The sequence below is a fragment of the Streptomyces sp. NPDC033136 genome (genome assembly GCF_055578235.1).
The window spans coordinates 39,422-53,233 of record NZ_JBVIPD010000021.1 but is presented as its reverse complement, the minus strand read 5'-3'; the positions used below and the strand labels follow the sequence as shown (position 1 = coordinate 53,233).

Annotated in this window: 17 protein-coding genes; all 17 read left to right on the top strand. The window is 72.1% G+C overall.

Going from position 1 to position 13,812, the window contains the following annotated elements:
• Window positions 1–31: 31 nt before the first annotated feature.
• The 17 genes from ACZ5TL_RS30215 to ACZ5TL_RS30135 all read left to right on the top strand — a co-directional run bounded on the left by ACZ5TL_RS30215 (window position 32) and on the right by ACZ5TL_RS30135 (window position 13,811).
• Window positions 32–775: a glycosyltransferase gene (locus ACZ5TL_RS30215; protein ID WP_468593893.1), complete on the top strand. Its 744-nt coding sequence runs from the start codon at window positions 32–34 to the stop codon at window positions 773–775.
• On the top strand, window positions 768–1,874 hold the full coding sequence (locus ACZ5TL_RS30210; protein ID WP_468593750.1) for a hypothetical protein: 1,107 nt from the start codon (window positions 768–770) through the stop codon (window positions 1,872–1,874). Before ACZ5TL_RS30215 ends, ACZ5TL_RS30210 begins: the two co-directional genes overlap by 8 nt.
• 36 nt (window positions 1,875–1,910) lie before the next feature.
• Window positions 1,911–2,366 carry a hypothetical protein gene (locus ACZ5TL_RS30205; RefSeq protein ID WP_468593749.1) on the top strand — a complete coding sequence of 152 codons (456 nt, stop codon included), beginning with the start codon at window positions 1,911–1,913 and terminating at the stop codon, window positions 2,364–2,366.
• Window positions 2,363–3,553 (top strand): hypothetical protein, encoded by a 1,191-nt coding sequence (locus tag ACZ5TL_RS30200; RefSeq protein ID WP_468593748.1) that lies wholly within the window; start codon window positions 2,363–2,365, stop codon window positions 3,551–3,553. The genes ACZ5TL_RS30205 and ACZ5TL_RS30200 overlap by 4 nt, the downstream gene beginning before the upstream one ends.
• 37 nt (window positions 3,554–3,590) lie before the next feature.
• The gene (locus ACZ5TL_RS30195; RefSeq protein ID WP_468593891.1) at window positions 3,591–3,812 is read left to right on the top strand and encodes a hypothetical protein; all 222 of its coding nucleotides are present in this window, start codon (window positions 3,591–3,593) and stop codon (window positions 3,810–3,812) included.
• A 191-nt stretch (window positions 3,813–4,003) separates the two neighbouring features.
• On the top strand, window positions 4,004–5,146 hold the full coding sequence (locus tag ACZ5TL_RS30190) for an AAA family ATPase (RefSeq protein WP_468593890.1): 1,143 nt from the start codon (window positions 4,004–4,006) through the stop codon (window positions 5,144–5,146).
• A complete protein-coding gene (locus ACZ5TL_RS30185) occupies window positions 5,143–6,942 on the top strand; it encodes a vWA domain-containing protein (RefSeq protein WP_468593746.1) in 1,800 nt (599 codons plus the stop codon). The genes ACZ5TL_RS30190 and ACZ5TL_RS30185 overlap by 4 nt, the downstream gene beginning before the upstream one ends.
• 172 nt (window positions 6,943–7,114) lie before the next feature.
• Window positions 7,115–7,606, top strand: coding sequence for a hypothetical protein (locus ACZ5TL_RS30180; RefSeq protein ID WP_468593745.1), 492 nt, complete (start codon window positions 7,115–7,117; stop codon window positions 7,604–7,606).
• A gap of 100 nt (window positions 7,607–7,706) precedes the next feature.
• Window positions 7,707–8,144, top strand: coding sequence for a hypothetical protein (locus ACZ5TL_RS30175; protein WP_266478597.1), 438 nt, complete (start codon window positions 7,707–7,709; stop codon window positions 8,142–8,144).
• Window positions 8,141–8,929, top strand: coding sequence for a hypothetical protein (locus ACZ5TL_RS30170; RefSeq protein ID WP_468593744.1), 789 nt, complete (start codon window positions 8,141–8,143; stop codon window positions 8,927–8,929). Before ACZ5TL_RS30175 ends, ACZ5TL_RS30170 begins: the two co-directional genes overlap by 4 nt.
• Window positions 8,929–9,774, top strand: coding sequence for a relaxase/mobilization nuclease (locus ACZ5TL_RS30165; protein WP_468593889.1), 846 nt, complete (start codon window positions 8,929–8,931; stop codon window positions 9,772–9,774). The genes ACZ5TL_RS30170 and ACZ5TL_RS30165 overlap by 1 nt, the downstream gene beginning before the upstream one ends.
• Before the next feature lie 13 nt (window positions 9,775–9,787).
• Window positions 9,788–10,492 carry a hypothetical protein gene (locus tag ACZ5TL_RS30160; RefSeq protein WP_468593743.1) on the top strand — a complete coding sequence of 235 codons (705 nt, stop codon included), beginning with the start codon at window positions 9,788–9,790 and terminating at the stop codon, window positions 10,490–10,492.
• 25 nt (window positions 10,493–10,517) lie between these two features.
• Window positions 10,518–11,276, top strand: coding sequence for a hypothetical protein (locus ACZ5TL_RS30155; RefSeq protein ID WP_468593742.1), 759 nt, complete (start codon window positions 10,518–10,520; stop codon window positions 11,274–11,276).
• Window positions 11,273–11,926, top strand: coding sequence for a hypothetical protein (locus tag ACZ5TL_RS30150; protein WP_468593741.1), 654 nt, complete (start codon window positions 11,273–11,275; stop codon window positions 11,924–11,926). Before ACZ5TL_RS30155 ends, ACZ5TL_RS30150 begins: the two co-directional genes overlap by 4 nt.
• Window positions 11,927–11,943: 17 nt before the next feature.
• Window positions 11,944–12,351: a hypothetical protein gene (locus ACZ5TL_RS30145; protein WP_468593740.1), complete on the top strand. Its 408-nt coding sequence runs from the start codon at window positions 11,944–11,946 to the stop codon at window positions 12,349–12,351.
• Window positions 12,352–12,627: 276 nt separating this feature from the next.
• On the top strand, window positions 12,628–13,011 hold the full coding sequence (locus ACZ5TL_RS30140) for a hypothetical protein (protein WP_468593739.1): 384 nt from the start codon (window positions 12,628–12,630) through the stop codon (window positions 13,009–13,011).
• On the top strand, window positions 13,008–13,811 hold the full coding sequence (locus ACZ5TL_RS30135) for an SPDY domain-containing protein (protein WP_468593738.1): 804 nt from the start codon (window positions 13,008–13,010) through the stop codon (window positions 13,809–13,811). The genes ACZ5TL_RS30140 and ACZ5TL_RS30135 overlap by 4 nt, the downstream gene beginning before the upstream one ends.
• Window position 13,812: the final 1 nt, after the last annotated feature.

The window sequence follows — 13,812 nt, the reverse complement described above, 5'->3', positions numbered from 1 at the left end:
CCCATTGCCGGAGACTCCCCTGCCCACTCCCCTGATCACGGTCGTCATCGCCACCCGCCTGCACGACGACCGCCTCGACTACCTGACCGCCATGCACGCCAGCCTCACCCGGCAGTCCGTGCCGTGGGAGGCAGTGATCGCGCTCGACGGCACCACACCCGAACACCTGCCGGCCCCGCTCGCGCAGGACTCCCGCATCCGCACACTGACGCTGCCCCGGCCGGTCGGCGCCGCCTGCGCCAGAAACCTGGCCCTCACTCACGTGCGCACCCCCTACGTCAACTGGGCCGACGATGACGACCAGTTCACCGATGACGCCATGTCCGTACGGCTGAACGCCCTGGAATCCACCGGGGTCGGCTGGTGCGCGGGCTGGAGCGAGGACCAGCACCCCGATGGCTCGACCACCCTGTGGCGCTGCCCCACCCCGCCCGGCCGGCACGAGGCCGGCGACGTGTGGACGTATTGGAAGTCGCCGACGGACACGATCCCCATCGGGCCGACCACGATCCTCGCCCGCACCGACCTCGTGCGCGCCGCGCCGATGGGCGGTCTCGTCCAGGGCGAGGACTACTGCGCGGCCCTCGGCGTCACCGCGCTCGCGCCCGGAATCCTGCTGCCGGTCCCTGTGTACCGGTACCGCAAGTGGAACGGACAGATGACAGCCCAGGTCGGATACGACCAGCTGGAGGCGGCGGCCCGGGAGCACGCCTGGGCGTACGGCCGCAGCCTGCGCGCCGTCCTGCGCGGTGGCGAGGACCTGGTCCGTGTCTGAGGCGCAGATCATCCTGTCGCACAGCCGGGAATCCGGGATCGTCGCCATCGCCTCGGGCGAGCAGTACCCATGGGCGCACACCGCCCTCACGGAAAGCGGCTTCCAGCGGGACAACGACGGGGTCTGGCACCTGCCCGCGGGCGGCGCCCCGACCACCGTGGTCGATCTGGTCACGTGCGCGAAGCGGCACCGCGCCAGCGTGCACACGAGCAGCCGCCGGTTCATCGGCGACGCCGCCCGCGACCTCGCGCGCCTGCTGCCCGGCCAGTGGCACGCCTCGGTCGAGATCTATGCGCATCCCGCTTGGCAGGAAGACCTGGTCCCCTGGATCTGGGACAGCGGCGAACTCGGCCGCGCCGTCCAGAGCGAGCGGATCCCCTACGCCGCGCTCCTCACCGACGCGGCACAGGGCACCACGCTGCTGTTCATCGAGCGGCCCGGCCATCAACTCGACTACCTGGCAGGCGCCTTCTCGCCGGAAGGGCTCGAAGGGGGCTACGGCGATCCCCACGCCCCGCGCAGCATCGTCCTGCCGCCGTTTCCCGGGCGGGCTGCCCAGGCCCTCACCGACCGGTACCTTCCCTCCTACGAGCAGGCCGTCCATGCCCGCCAGACGGCGGCCACCGCCGCCGTGCTCGGAGACATCCGCTCCGAGCACGACACCTGGCAGGCCATGAACGCCTCCGGCCGCTACAGCGACACCACCCCGCTGAGCGCCGCCGCCCTCGGCGCCGCGACGGAGTTGTTCCTCGACCACGCCTGGCGCCGTTTCCTGACCGTCGTCGACCACGCCCCGACGCTGCTCGACCGGTGCCGGCCCGCGAACAGCCCGTGGCCCGACGACGCCGCAGCCCTCTCCCGTCTGGCAGACGCCGTGATCGATGCCGAAGCCCTGCTCGACGAGATCGTCCACGGTGGTTCCGTTCCGGAGCAGGAGCGCCGAGCACGCGCGTGGCCGGCCATCGAGACCTGGCTCACCGACGGCGACGCGTTCTTGCGCCAGGCCCGCCTGAGCGCACCCCACCGCCGCGCGGCCCTCCCCGTCACAGCCCCAGCCCGCCCCTTCGCCGCGGCCCGGTCGGCGTACCGCAGCCACTGACCGTTCCCTCGAACAAGTCTGGAGACTCCCGCTCCCTTGCACCCCGGCACCCACTTCTCCTTCGGCGACCACAAGGAACACGGCTTCGTCGCCTCCTTCACCTCCTCGATTCCCCAGCACCTCGCCCACTGGTTCCTGGAGCGCGAACAGTTCGAGCCCGTCCCCGGTGAACCCGGGCTGTACCGCCTCAGCGAGCCCGAGCGCGATGGTCCCCGCCGTACCCGCCAGGCCGTCCACGACCTGCGCCGCCACGGCTACACCGTGCAGGCCGACATCCGCCTCGACCCGGCCCTCTCCACCGGCCCACCGCGCCCCGTCCGGCCCAACGGACTCTTGGAGCGCCGCAGCCGGCTCGCCCAGGCCGCCGCCGGCCGCACAACGCAGCGCTCCACACCGCCCACCACCTCATCGTCGGCCCGGCCGATCCCGCCGAAGCCCACCTACGCTCCCACCGTCCACCTGACGGCCGCAGCCGGCGGGCGGTCCCGATGACACCCGCGAACAGCCCGGCCCCCGACAGCCCTTTGCTGACAGCGTCCGCACTGGCCAGCAAGGCACGCGACTTCCGGCTGCGGATGGCAGTCATCGACTGCGAGACCGATGCCGCCCTCGACATGACACGCGACCGCCACGGCCGCACCGTCCACGCAGACGCCGCCGCAGCCGCACGAGCCCACCGTGACAAGGCGGCGCTGGAGGCGTACACCACCCACCTCGCCCCCCACGCCGAGGCTCTCCTCGATGCCGCCCGACTCGCGCTCGACGCGTTGCCACCCGCCCGGCACCTGACCGGGTGGCGGGCCGTCCTGGACGGCCTGGCATCCTCCGCCGCCGAACTCCGCCGGGCCCTCGACCGGCCCGCCGCGCCCGGCTCCCCCGCCGAACGCGCTCAGCACGCGGCCCTGTGGCCGCACCTCACCGCCTGGGCGGACCACAGCCCGATCGCCAGCAACCTCGCCGACCAGCGCGACGGCCAGCACCACAAGGCTCCGCTGACCGACGAGGAACAGCAGCAGTGGACCGACAGGGCCCGGGCCGCGCAGACACGTGGCGCGCTGGAGCCGACCGAGTCGTGGTACGCCGCCGACGGACAGCCGATCACCCTCGCTTACCTCGTCGAAGACGACGACTCCACAGTGGTCGCGCTGCGCGGCGACCCGGGCGTACCGGGCTGGCAAGTGATCGGGCACTTCGCCCACGAGCACGAGGCGGGCAAGGCCCTTCCCGCTCCGGTCCCACCCGGCGTGCTGCGCCCGGACATCTCCCGATTCAACCGCCCGGCACCGGCCCCGGAGCTGTCCCTGCAGGACCTCATCCGCGACGTCGTCGAAGGCCACAGTGCCGGTGACGCCTCGAACGCTCTCCTGGGAGCCGTCCAGCGCGGCTACGCCGCCGGCCCGATGGTCCGCCTGCAGGAACTCCTGGAGACCAGCAGCCAGTTCGCCAGCGCCCTGGAAACCGTGCAAGCCCGCCAGATCGCCGCACGCCTGTCAGCGCTGAGCCGGCAGATCGAGTTCCTCACCCGCGAAGTCGAAGAAGCAGCCGAAGACCTCGGTGCGACCGTCGCCGTCCTGCCCCCGCACCGCACCCCCGTGCTGCGCACCCGCCCGCGCCCGGCCGTGGACACCACACCGCCCGCGCCGCCGCCCCGCGCCAGCACGACCGCCCGCCACCGATAGGAGATCCGCTTTGCCCGAAGCACCAGCAGAGCCGTTCATGCCGATCCGGCACACCATCACCGGCGAGATCACCACCACCGGCTACAACGCCGCCGCCCGGCGGATCCTGCTCCAGGCCGGCTTCGAAGAGACGCCAGGCTGCGCCTGCCGAGCCACGGAACCCGGTACGGAGCGGACGCACGGGCCTGCTCGGCAGCCAGCCAGCTGCTCGTCGCCGGCCATCCCGTGCACCTGGACCGAGCCCTCGGTCGGCCGGTGAGCGCCGACGGTACGCCCCGGTTGGCCCGGTCGCCGATGTCGGCACAGTCCGTGATCCCTTCCGAGAGCAGCCAGCCTCTCCAGCGCATCGCCAACCCCGTCCCCACCCACACCTGTTGAAGGGGTCTCGTTTTGACCACACCCGGGCCTACCAGACCAGCGCGCACCAAGGGCGGCGAACTACGGGCCAAGGTGGCCCGACTGCTGGCCGACCGGCCGGCGGACAAGCTCACCATCGGGGACATGGCCAGGCAGCTGGGCCACTCCCACGGCGCCGTCCGCAACGCCGCCCTCACCCTGGTGCGACGCGGCGAGGCCGACCAAAGCGGGACCGGACAACCGGAGTTCCGCGCGAACGCGAAAACCGCCGCAGCCGCGCAGACCGCTGTGATCAGCCCACCGGGCACCCACTCTCCCCGCGCCCAGGCGGCCACGGCCCGTACGACCTACACCGCAGCAGCCGCGCCCCGGCAGAGCGGCCCGATCCGCCGCGCGGGGGGCCAGCTCTACCACCCCCGGGAGCTGGCCGATCTGCCCGACGTCGAGGCGTTGAATCGCTTGCGCGACGCCGACGTGCCGGTGCTGCTCTACGGCCCTCCGGGCACCGGCAAGACGAGTCTGGTCGAGGCGGCGTTCCCGGACCTGCTCACCGTCGCCGGTGACGGCGACACCACGGTCGGCGACTTGATCGGCGAGTACACACAGGACGACGCGGGAGCCTACGTCTTCCAGTACGGTCCGCTGGTCACCGCGATGACCGAGGGCCGCGCCCTGCTGATCGACGATGCCACCTTGATCTCACCGAAGGTCCTGGCGGCGCTGTATCCCGCGATGGACGGGCGCAGGCAGATCCAGGTCAAGGCCCACAAGGGCGAGACCATCAAGGCCGAGCCGGGCTTCTACGTGGTGGCGGGCCACAATCCCGGCGTCCACGGCGCGGTGTTGACGGAGGCGCTCGCGAGCCGGTTCAGCGTGCAGATCCAGATCGGCACGGACTACGACCTCGCCCTGGCCTTGAGGATCGATGCCCGGGTGGTCCGGGTCGCCCGACACCTCGCCCACCAGGTCGAGCTCGGCGAGCTGGGCTGGGCCCCCCAACTGCGGGAACTGCTGAGCTACCAGAAGACCGAGGCCGTCCTCGGCACCAAAGCCGCGCTCGCGAACCTGGTCGGCATCGCTCCTGTGGAGGATCGCGACGCCGTCGCCGCCGCCGTCACCAAGGCTGTCGGCGTCAAGAAGATCGCGCCCCTCACCCTCGGCAAGCAGCTCCCCGCCTCAGCCGCCCGGCAGCCCCCGGGCAGCACCGGCTCCGCACACCGGGGCCGCCCGCGATGAGCGCCCACCACCACGTCCAGTCCCCCGCCACCACGCCGGACGACGACGCCGACCTCGCACGTTGGGACGACGACGGCGCCCCGCCCGCGCAACCCCGCTCCTCCCCGGCCGCGTGGCTGCGCGTGGGAGCCGAACTCGGCGATCGGCTGGTCGACCTCTCCGGCCGCCAGGACCTCCTCGTCACCTGCCGCCCCGGCACGCGCAGCGGCGCACCGGCCGCGTTCTTCCCCACTCTGGGCGAGGTCGAGTTCGACGCCCGCCTGTTCGCCCCCCTCCAGCCCCACGAGATCCATCCGCGGATCATGGGCGACGAGGAGCGGTATCCCGCCGCCTGGGGAGTGTTCGTCCACGAGGCCGCGCACGCGGCCCACTCCGTCTGGACACAGCCTGCCGGAGCGGACCCCCGTGTCGTCGAGGCCGCGCTCCTGCTGGAGGAGAGCCGTGTCGAAGGCGCACACCTGATCACGCGGCCCACGGACCGCACGTACCTGCGCACCAGTGCCCGAACCCTGGTCATGCCCGACATCGCCCACCCCACCCTCCAGGGCATCGAGCACGCCGCCGCCGTGGCAGCCCTGATCCTCGGCCGCCGTGACGTCGGCATCCTGGACGCCGGCGAGACCCGGGCCGTCGCCGATCTGTGCGAAAAGGTGCTGGGCGCAGACCTGCTGACCACCCTCACCCGCATCTGGACCGGAGCCCACCAGTGCGCCGACCACGACGCCACGACCATGCTCGCGCACGCTCAAAAATGGTGCGACGCTCTGGACGCCGCGGCCCCCGCCCTGCCCGTGCCGGAGAACCTCACCGATCTGCTGTCCGGCGCCGTGGAGGTCGTCATGGACAGCACGGCAGCCACCGACGCCGCCGACCTCGCGGCACAGGCCGCAGCGGTCAACGCCATGGCGTCACGGTCCAAGGCGCAGGCTCAGGACCGCGCCCAGCGAGCCGGCCAGCGACGCAAAGCCGCCGCCACCGCCAAGTCGGTGTTCAACGCCCGTAGCACCACCGTCAACCCCGACGGCACACCGGCGCCCTCCGGCAACCCGGTCACCGGCACCCGCAGGCCCACCGCCGCCGAGCAGAGCGCCGCCGCGCGCCTGAGCCGCGCCCTGCGTGCCGCCGCCTACCGCGAGCGGACCGAGGAGCGGACCACCAGCCCCACCCCGCCCGGCCGCCTCAACATGCGCGCGGCCCTCGCCCGCGACGCTCAGCGCGCGGCCGGGTCGGTCCCCACCGCAGAACCGTTCACCCACACCCGCCGCCGGAACTCCCCCACCCCACCACTGCGTGTGGGGATCGCCGTCGACGTCTCCGGCTCCATGCGTGCCGCCTGCGCGCCCGTCGCGTCCGCTGCCTGGATCGTGGCACGCGCAGCAGCCCTGACCGACCCCGACTCCCGTACCGCCACCATCGCCTACGACAGGCACCTGACCGCACTGACCCGTCCCACCCACCGAGCACCAGAGCGCGTGACGACGTTCGATGCCACCGGCGGCCACCACAACCTCGCCAACGCCATCGACGCACTCGACCACGGCCTCGAACTCAGCCGCCCCGGCGCCGGCCGCCTCCTCGTGATCGTCACCGACGCCCGGTACGGCAGCGACGAAACCGCTCAAGCCGTCACCCGCGTCAAGCAGCTCACGACCGCCGGCTGCGCCGTACTCCAGCTCACCCTCACCGCGGAATCCCGCCACTTGCCGGGGACCACCTTGCTGCACCTGCCCCAGCCCTCCAGCGCTCCCGTCGCCATCGCCACGGCGGCCACAGACGCCATCCGCAGGACCCGCTGAGACGACGCAGAAGGCGCAAGCGTCCCCGAGACCACCACCAAGCACTCCAGACCACCTCCGCCCGCCGCATAAATCGTGCAACCCCAACCGTCAACGAAAGGCACTCGATTTGAAGCCCCAGACCAGCAGCCCGATCTCGAACGTAACGCCCATCAAACGGAATTCCCCGGGGGTGAGTACGCACTGGACCGTGGAGCACGCCTGCTCTCACCGGGTAGATCATGACCTGTCCAACCGCCCCGCCGACAAGCGGGCCGGCTTCGCCCGTTGGCTCGCGTCGAAGGACTGCACCGACTGCTGGAAGGCGGCGCGCGACGCCGACTCCGAGTCCAAGGAAAAGTGGCTCGCGGAGAAGCGCGCCGAGGAGCAGGAGGCAGCCGCCACCTGGGCCAAGCAGTTCGACATGCCGCAGCTGGAGGGCCCGGAGAAGGCCCTGGACTGGGGTGAGCGCTCCCGCCATCAGCTGATGACGGCCGCGCACACCGCCCTGGTCATAGAGGGCAGTTGGGACGAGGCGGACTGGGCAGAGCTGGAGGAGAAAGCCCGCTCTATCACCCGTGCCGGATGGTGGATCGACCAGCGCGACTCCGAAGGCACTGACCTGCTCGAACTCCTCGACGCAGCCACCGAGGCGGACCGCGGGACGGAGAACCCGTTCCGCTGACGACGGGGCAACATAGCCGGGAAACGCCGGTTAGCCAAACCGGCGTTCCTCCGGACTATTGATGCTCCCACCCCGCCAGCCATCGCGTGGAAGGAACCGCGTGCTCCCTCCGTCCTGGGACCATCAACCCACCCCCGTCACCGCCCTCACCCCCGACCCACTCACTCCCACCCGCGACATCACCCACGCCCACTTCCAGGCCGGAGACACCGTCGTCGTCCTCAAGGGCGTGGCCGGCGGAGAACTGTGGGGAGACTCCATGCGCATCGTCGCCCCCTCCTGGCACACCCCCACCGACGAGGACGGATGGCGACTGCGTGATCCCACCGGCGGTGCCCAGTCCTACGTCACCGCTCACCCCCGCTACCTCGTGCACCTCTCGCGCCGCTGCCCGGACTGCCTGATCTACCTGCGGGCCATGGAAGACGCCCTCCTCGCACGGTTCGCCGACCGCGACGAGCTGATCGACTGCGGCTGGTACACCACCACCGCCCTGGGCCAGCTCGTGCACACCGCAGACACCAGGGGCGGCCGATGACTCCCCCCACGAACCGCCCCGACCGTGCCGCTGCGCTCCACAAGGCCAGGGCCCGAGCCACCGCAACTCCGGACGATCCTTCCTGGCCGCTGCGCCTGGCCGAAGACCTCCACGGCATCCGGGCCGACTGGAAAACCTCAGCCGAGGTGTGCGCGGACGCCGCCTGGGCGGCACGGTCAGCCGCCCGCAGCGTCCTGGGCCTGCTGTCCCCGGAGGATGTCCTCGCAACGAACCGCAATCCGATCACCACCCGCACCTTGGTGCATCTGTACCTGAGCGCCCTGCGGTTCGACTTCCGCTGCCCCACCCTCCAGCAACTCGTCGAACAACTCGCGGAACCCACGCGTCAGCCTCTGGACTGCTACACCCGTGCCCTGTACGCCTTCGCACTGCTGGGCCAGTCCCGCCCCGAGGGCCTGACGGTCATGGACGAGGTCCTCACCCAGGCCGAGGAGCACATCAAGACCCTGCACGTCCTGCTGCACGGACTGTGGCTCGGCCAGGACCTGGACCACGGCGCGGAGCGTCTGTTGGCCCTCAGCTCCCGGCCGGCCCTCGCCACAGGCACCGATCCGATCGTCCTGTTCCGCGTGGCGGGGGCCCTGCGCCGGCTGGGCCGGTACGACGAAGGGCTGGGCGCCATCGACAGGGCGATCGATTGCCTCCCGCCGGGAGACATCTCGGTTCACGCCGACCTGGTCCGCGAGCGTTCCCTGATCTGTGCGGCTCGCGACCTTCAGCAGTACCGGTCGACCACCCGCACGTCGAGCGGGGTGCCGTCATGATGCCCTGCGTGCGCGCGCGGACCTACTCGCCGCGCGAACCGCTCGACGAGGCGCTCGGTCGGCCCCTTTCAACCAACGAGTGCCTGACGGAGTACACCGTGGTCGCCCACTGGCCGGGCCTGGACTACTACACCCCGGACGACGAGCAGAGAACCTGGACGTCCGTTCAGTGGGCCGAGCACCTCGAAGACCCGTACCTGGAGCACCCGTTCGCGGCCAGCCCGGACGACGACCGGCGGGCGATCCTCCACCTCGACATCCGGCTCCACCCGGACGACCGGGAGCTGACCGGCTACGAGTGGTCCGAGGCCGCCCACCGGCTCGCTCGGGCCGCTGGTATCGAGGTTCCCGGTGCCGCGGAGCACGGTTGTCGGTGGATCGCCGTCCACGCTCAGCCCGGACGCCTGGATCTGCTCGTCAACCTGCTCCACCTCGACGGCACCTGGCACACCCCGCCCACCGACATCCTGCAGCGCCTTGCCGGTGAAGCGCGCCGCATCGAGCAGGACATGAACCTGATCCCCGCCCGCACCGGCCCCACAAAGCGGCCCGCTGCCCGTACGGTCCCCGCTGCTTCCGCACAGCTCGCGGGCGTCCTCACGCAGCTTGCCGACGAGCAGGCCGGCCCGCTGGCCACGGTCCGCGGACTGGTCGAGCACACCGCGTACCGGATCGCCCACCAGCCGGGGGCTGCCGGCACGGACACGGCGCACCGTCTGGAGCTGATCGCCCGCCGCCTCCACGCGATTCAGCAGGACCTGGACACCACTGCGGCCCATCTGGCCCAGCCCCGGGTCGCCGCCGCACCGGCCGCGGCCCAGCGCACCGCTCACCGATCTCCGTAGGAGAAACGTCTCTTTGCCCCGCACCACCGGCCGCTTCCTGGACATCCGCCGTGACCCGCACTCCGGCGAACTCCTCGCCCGCGGGGGCGACGCTGAGGCACACAGCATTCTCCAGCGCGCGGGATTCGTCGCTGTCGTCCGCCTCCACGAGAGCTACCACCGCGCCCCCGCCGACCTCACCGAGGACGACGAGTCCCGTCTCGCCACCGATGCCGTAGGGCGCCTGCGGGCCGTCGGGTACCACGTCGACTGCGACGAGCCCTTCGGCACCGAAGCCCGCCCCGCCCGCTATCCCGCGCTCGGCGCCTCGGTCTCCCACCTCGCCGAACGCCTCCGCGAGGCCACCGACACCGCAGAGGCAGCCGACGTCCTCACCGAACTCACCGCGCCCCACGACGGCATCCTCGCCGGGTTCGAGGAAACCCTCGGCGCCCTGGCGGAGTTCTTCGACGGTCTCGGCGACGCGAGCGATCCGTACACCGCCGGGCGCCTGCGCTACCTCGCCGACGCATACCTGCCCGTCATCCACTCCGACCTCGCGCACACCCGCGAACGGCTGGCCGACCGGCACGCCCCTCACCCCGGCCGCCGCGCCTGCACAGAGCAGGTTCCCGACCACGAGACCGAACGCTCCGCGGTGTGCGCCTGCCCGCCCCCGCCGCGTGCCATGCCGGCCCTGGCACCGCCACCCGTCGGTGCCGCCCGCTTGCGCCGCTGAGCCCCTGCAACTGCCCAAGGACACCATGCACGACCACAGCGCCTCCGAGCGCCTCGCCTCCTATGCCGACGTCCTCGCCGGCGAACTCCCCGACACCTGGACCAGCACCCACCTGACGGCCGACGACAAGGACGACCTCGCCGAACTCACCGACCGAATCTGGGACCTGGACCTGGTCGCTGCCTCCCTGGCCGAACACCCCCTGCAGCAGGCAGCCGTCCTCAGCCGCCCTGACGGCGCGCAGCTCGTTCTGATCGACCGGCACGACGAACGCGACGGCTTCCTCCTCGCCGCCATCGCCCCCCGCGCCCTGCCGGATGAGGCGTACCGCGGCGTCTCCGAGCCCAACGGCATCGCCCTGACCGACGACCCGTTCCTCGGTGCCGAGCAGGTCGCCGGCGACCTGCTCGTCCGCTACGACCGTGCGCTCGCCCAGGTCCGGCACAACGCCCTGGGCGGCATCCAGCCCTCCCAGCCGGACCGGGTCGTCCTGACCTGGCAGCCGGACGGCAGCGTCGCCACCGCCCCTGCCGACGACCGGGCCGGCACGATCCTCCTCGCCCACGGCTTCGTCCAGGACCCGCACAGCGGCATCTACCGCCTGGAGGGCGACGACTCCCAGGCCCAGGCCCGCGCGCTGCGTGAGATCGGCCCGCAGCTCGACGCGCTCGGTATCGGCACCGCTCTCCAGCACCCGGCAGCCCGGACCGCGCCCACCGCAGCCCAGGCGCCCATGCCGCCGGCCCCCGCCGGCACTCGCACACCCACCGCCAGGACGCGATGAACCAGAGGGAGCCCGACTTCTGGGTCCTGGAGTACGTCACCATCACCAAGGACTCCCGCACCGGCCTGGTCGTGGCCATCGGCGGCACCGAGCAGGCCGCGGACATTCTCCAGCGGACCGGCGGCTTCGTCTCCGCTCCCGGGCCCCGCGGTGACTACCACCGTCTTCCGCACGGCCTGCCCATCGAGCAGCAGCGCCTGAAGGCGACCACCGCCTCGCACGCCCTGCTCGCCGCCGGCCACAGCGTCCACCTCGACCCCGCCCTGAACATGCTGGCCACACCCGACGGCGAACGTGACGCAGCCCTGCGCTACCTCACCCAACTCGCCGAGCGGGCCTCGGCCGCCGAGACCAGCAGCGCGGTGGCCGAGGTCCTGACCGAGGTCGCGGCCCCCATGCACGGGCTGCTGCCCCTGACTAGAGAAGTGATCGTCCGCGCCTGGATCACCGCCAGTGATCTCCACGGCGCCGCGCCTGGCGAGGAACCCGAGCCCATCGCACGGCTCGGCAGCACCGCCAACTCCCTGAGCGAAGCCGCCCGCGTCACCCTGCACGCCCGCAACCACGCCGCCCGCCCAACGCAGCCGCCGACCACCGCACCGGCCCCGGCACCGGGCCGTGCACAGGCCCCGGTTACCCGCCGCCGCTGACCCCGGAGAAGAAACGTATGGCCAATCTGGCCGACGAGTACGGCACAGACGTAGAGATCTACATCAAGGCCCTGACGACCACCATCCACGCCGACACCCCCACCGGCGCCCCCGCTGGACTCCACGACCTGCTGGAACAGCTCGGCCTCGAACGCCACGAATACCCCACAGGCGAGCCGCTCTACATCTGGCACACCGTGCCCGATCACCTCGGTGCCGAGGAGCAGAAACGCCTGGCGAACCGCGCCATCCCCGCCCTACTCCTGGCCGGATACACGGTCAACTGCGACCCCGAGGTCTTCGACGAGGCCCTCTACCAGCAGGCCGTGCACCGCCTCCGGGCGCGCGCGGCCCGCCCCGCCCCGCAGCAACCGGTGCCCGCCAGTTCCCCCTCGCGCCCCGCACCGGCCCGCCGCACCCCGTAAGCCCGGGCGGCCCCGGCACCGCGCCGGGGCCGCCCACCTCCCCGCCGCCCGATTCCACGGAGAAACCCGTAGCAGAACGCACACCTGCACCGATCAGCCATGGGCTCAAACCCCGGCTCGCAACAGCCCTGTTCCGCCGCTATCTACGCGCCTGCATCACGGCCGGTCCCGACCGCGCCTCCCCACTGGCCGGCGCCCGCCCGGAAGCCGTCCCCACCGAGGCGCAACGCGTCGGGCAGCGCCACCATCACTGACCGTCCACGCACCCGGAGGAGCATGTCCCACCCCGCCCCCTACCCGGTGAGACTGGCCGACGAGATCACCCGCCAGCTCGGCCAGCTCTCCGACCACCTCTCTCAGCTTCCCCCGCCCCAGGCCGCGCAGGTCATCGCCCGCGTCCTCGACCCGGACAACGGAGTCCTCGGCGGCGTCACTCACCTCGTCATCGCCGGCAGCCACTTCGCCAAGAGCGAGGCGGAACGAGGCGCCCTGCCAGCGGAGGTATGGCTCGCCTTGGGCCGTGCCGCCAACGAACTGCACGACATCAGCCTGGACCTGGACGAGCACCAGGACCTGCTCCAGCACCTCGGCACCCGACCGGCCACCAGCGCGGCGAAGCCTCCGGCTCCTGCCCCGCTCGTCGTACGGCGGCGCCGGTGAAGAAGAAGCAGTGGCAGGGCTGGGGGCCGGGCGAGCAGGCCGAGCAGCACTACCTCGTCCAGCCCCGTGCCCTGGCAGGCGGCGGTGACGTCCGGCACGTCTCGGAGTTCCTGCGCGCCTCGGGCTGGCGGGAGAAGTCCAAGAAGGGCGGCCCGCTGCTCATGGAGAGCCCGGACCGCACCGTCCGCGTCGCCTACGACCCCTACATCCTGCCGGGCGGATGGACCATCCACGGCCGGGCAGGCGGCGCGACCGGTGAATGGTCTGCGCACCTGGGCCGGCAGACGCCGGTGGAGATCGTCGCCGGTCTGACCGACGCCCTCACCCGCCCCCGCTCCGCACACGCCCCCAACGTCTGGGCACCTCTGCAGGAGCAGAACTGGCACATGCGGTTCGAGGGCCAGGACTATATGGCGACCAGCCCCGACGGGACCGCGTGGATGCAGTACCGCCAGGGCGTCGATGGCTCGGCGATGTGGTGGACCGGAGCGCAGGACAAGCAGGGCAACGGCTGGACTGCCCACTTCACGCCGAACACGCCGATGCACCTGGTTCAAGCCTTCTCAGCCGAACTTGCCGGCCCGGACCCCGTGATGCGCCCACGCGGACGTGTCCCGCACAGCGCCCAGATCCGTACCTGGTCGGTCTCCGTCAAGCCCTCCCAGCTCAGCGCGTGGCAACAGGCTCGGATCACAGCTGCCCGCGCCGCCACCTGGGCCCGCAACAGCGCCCGAAGCGCCCGGCCACGCACCACCGCCCGTCCCTACACCCCGGCCGGCGGTGCCCGGACCCGCCGCTGAC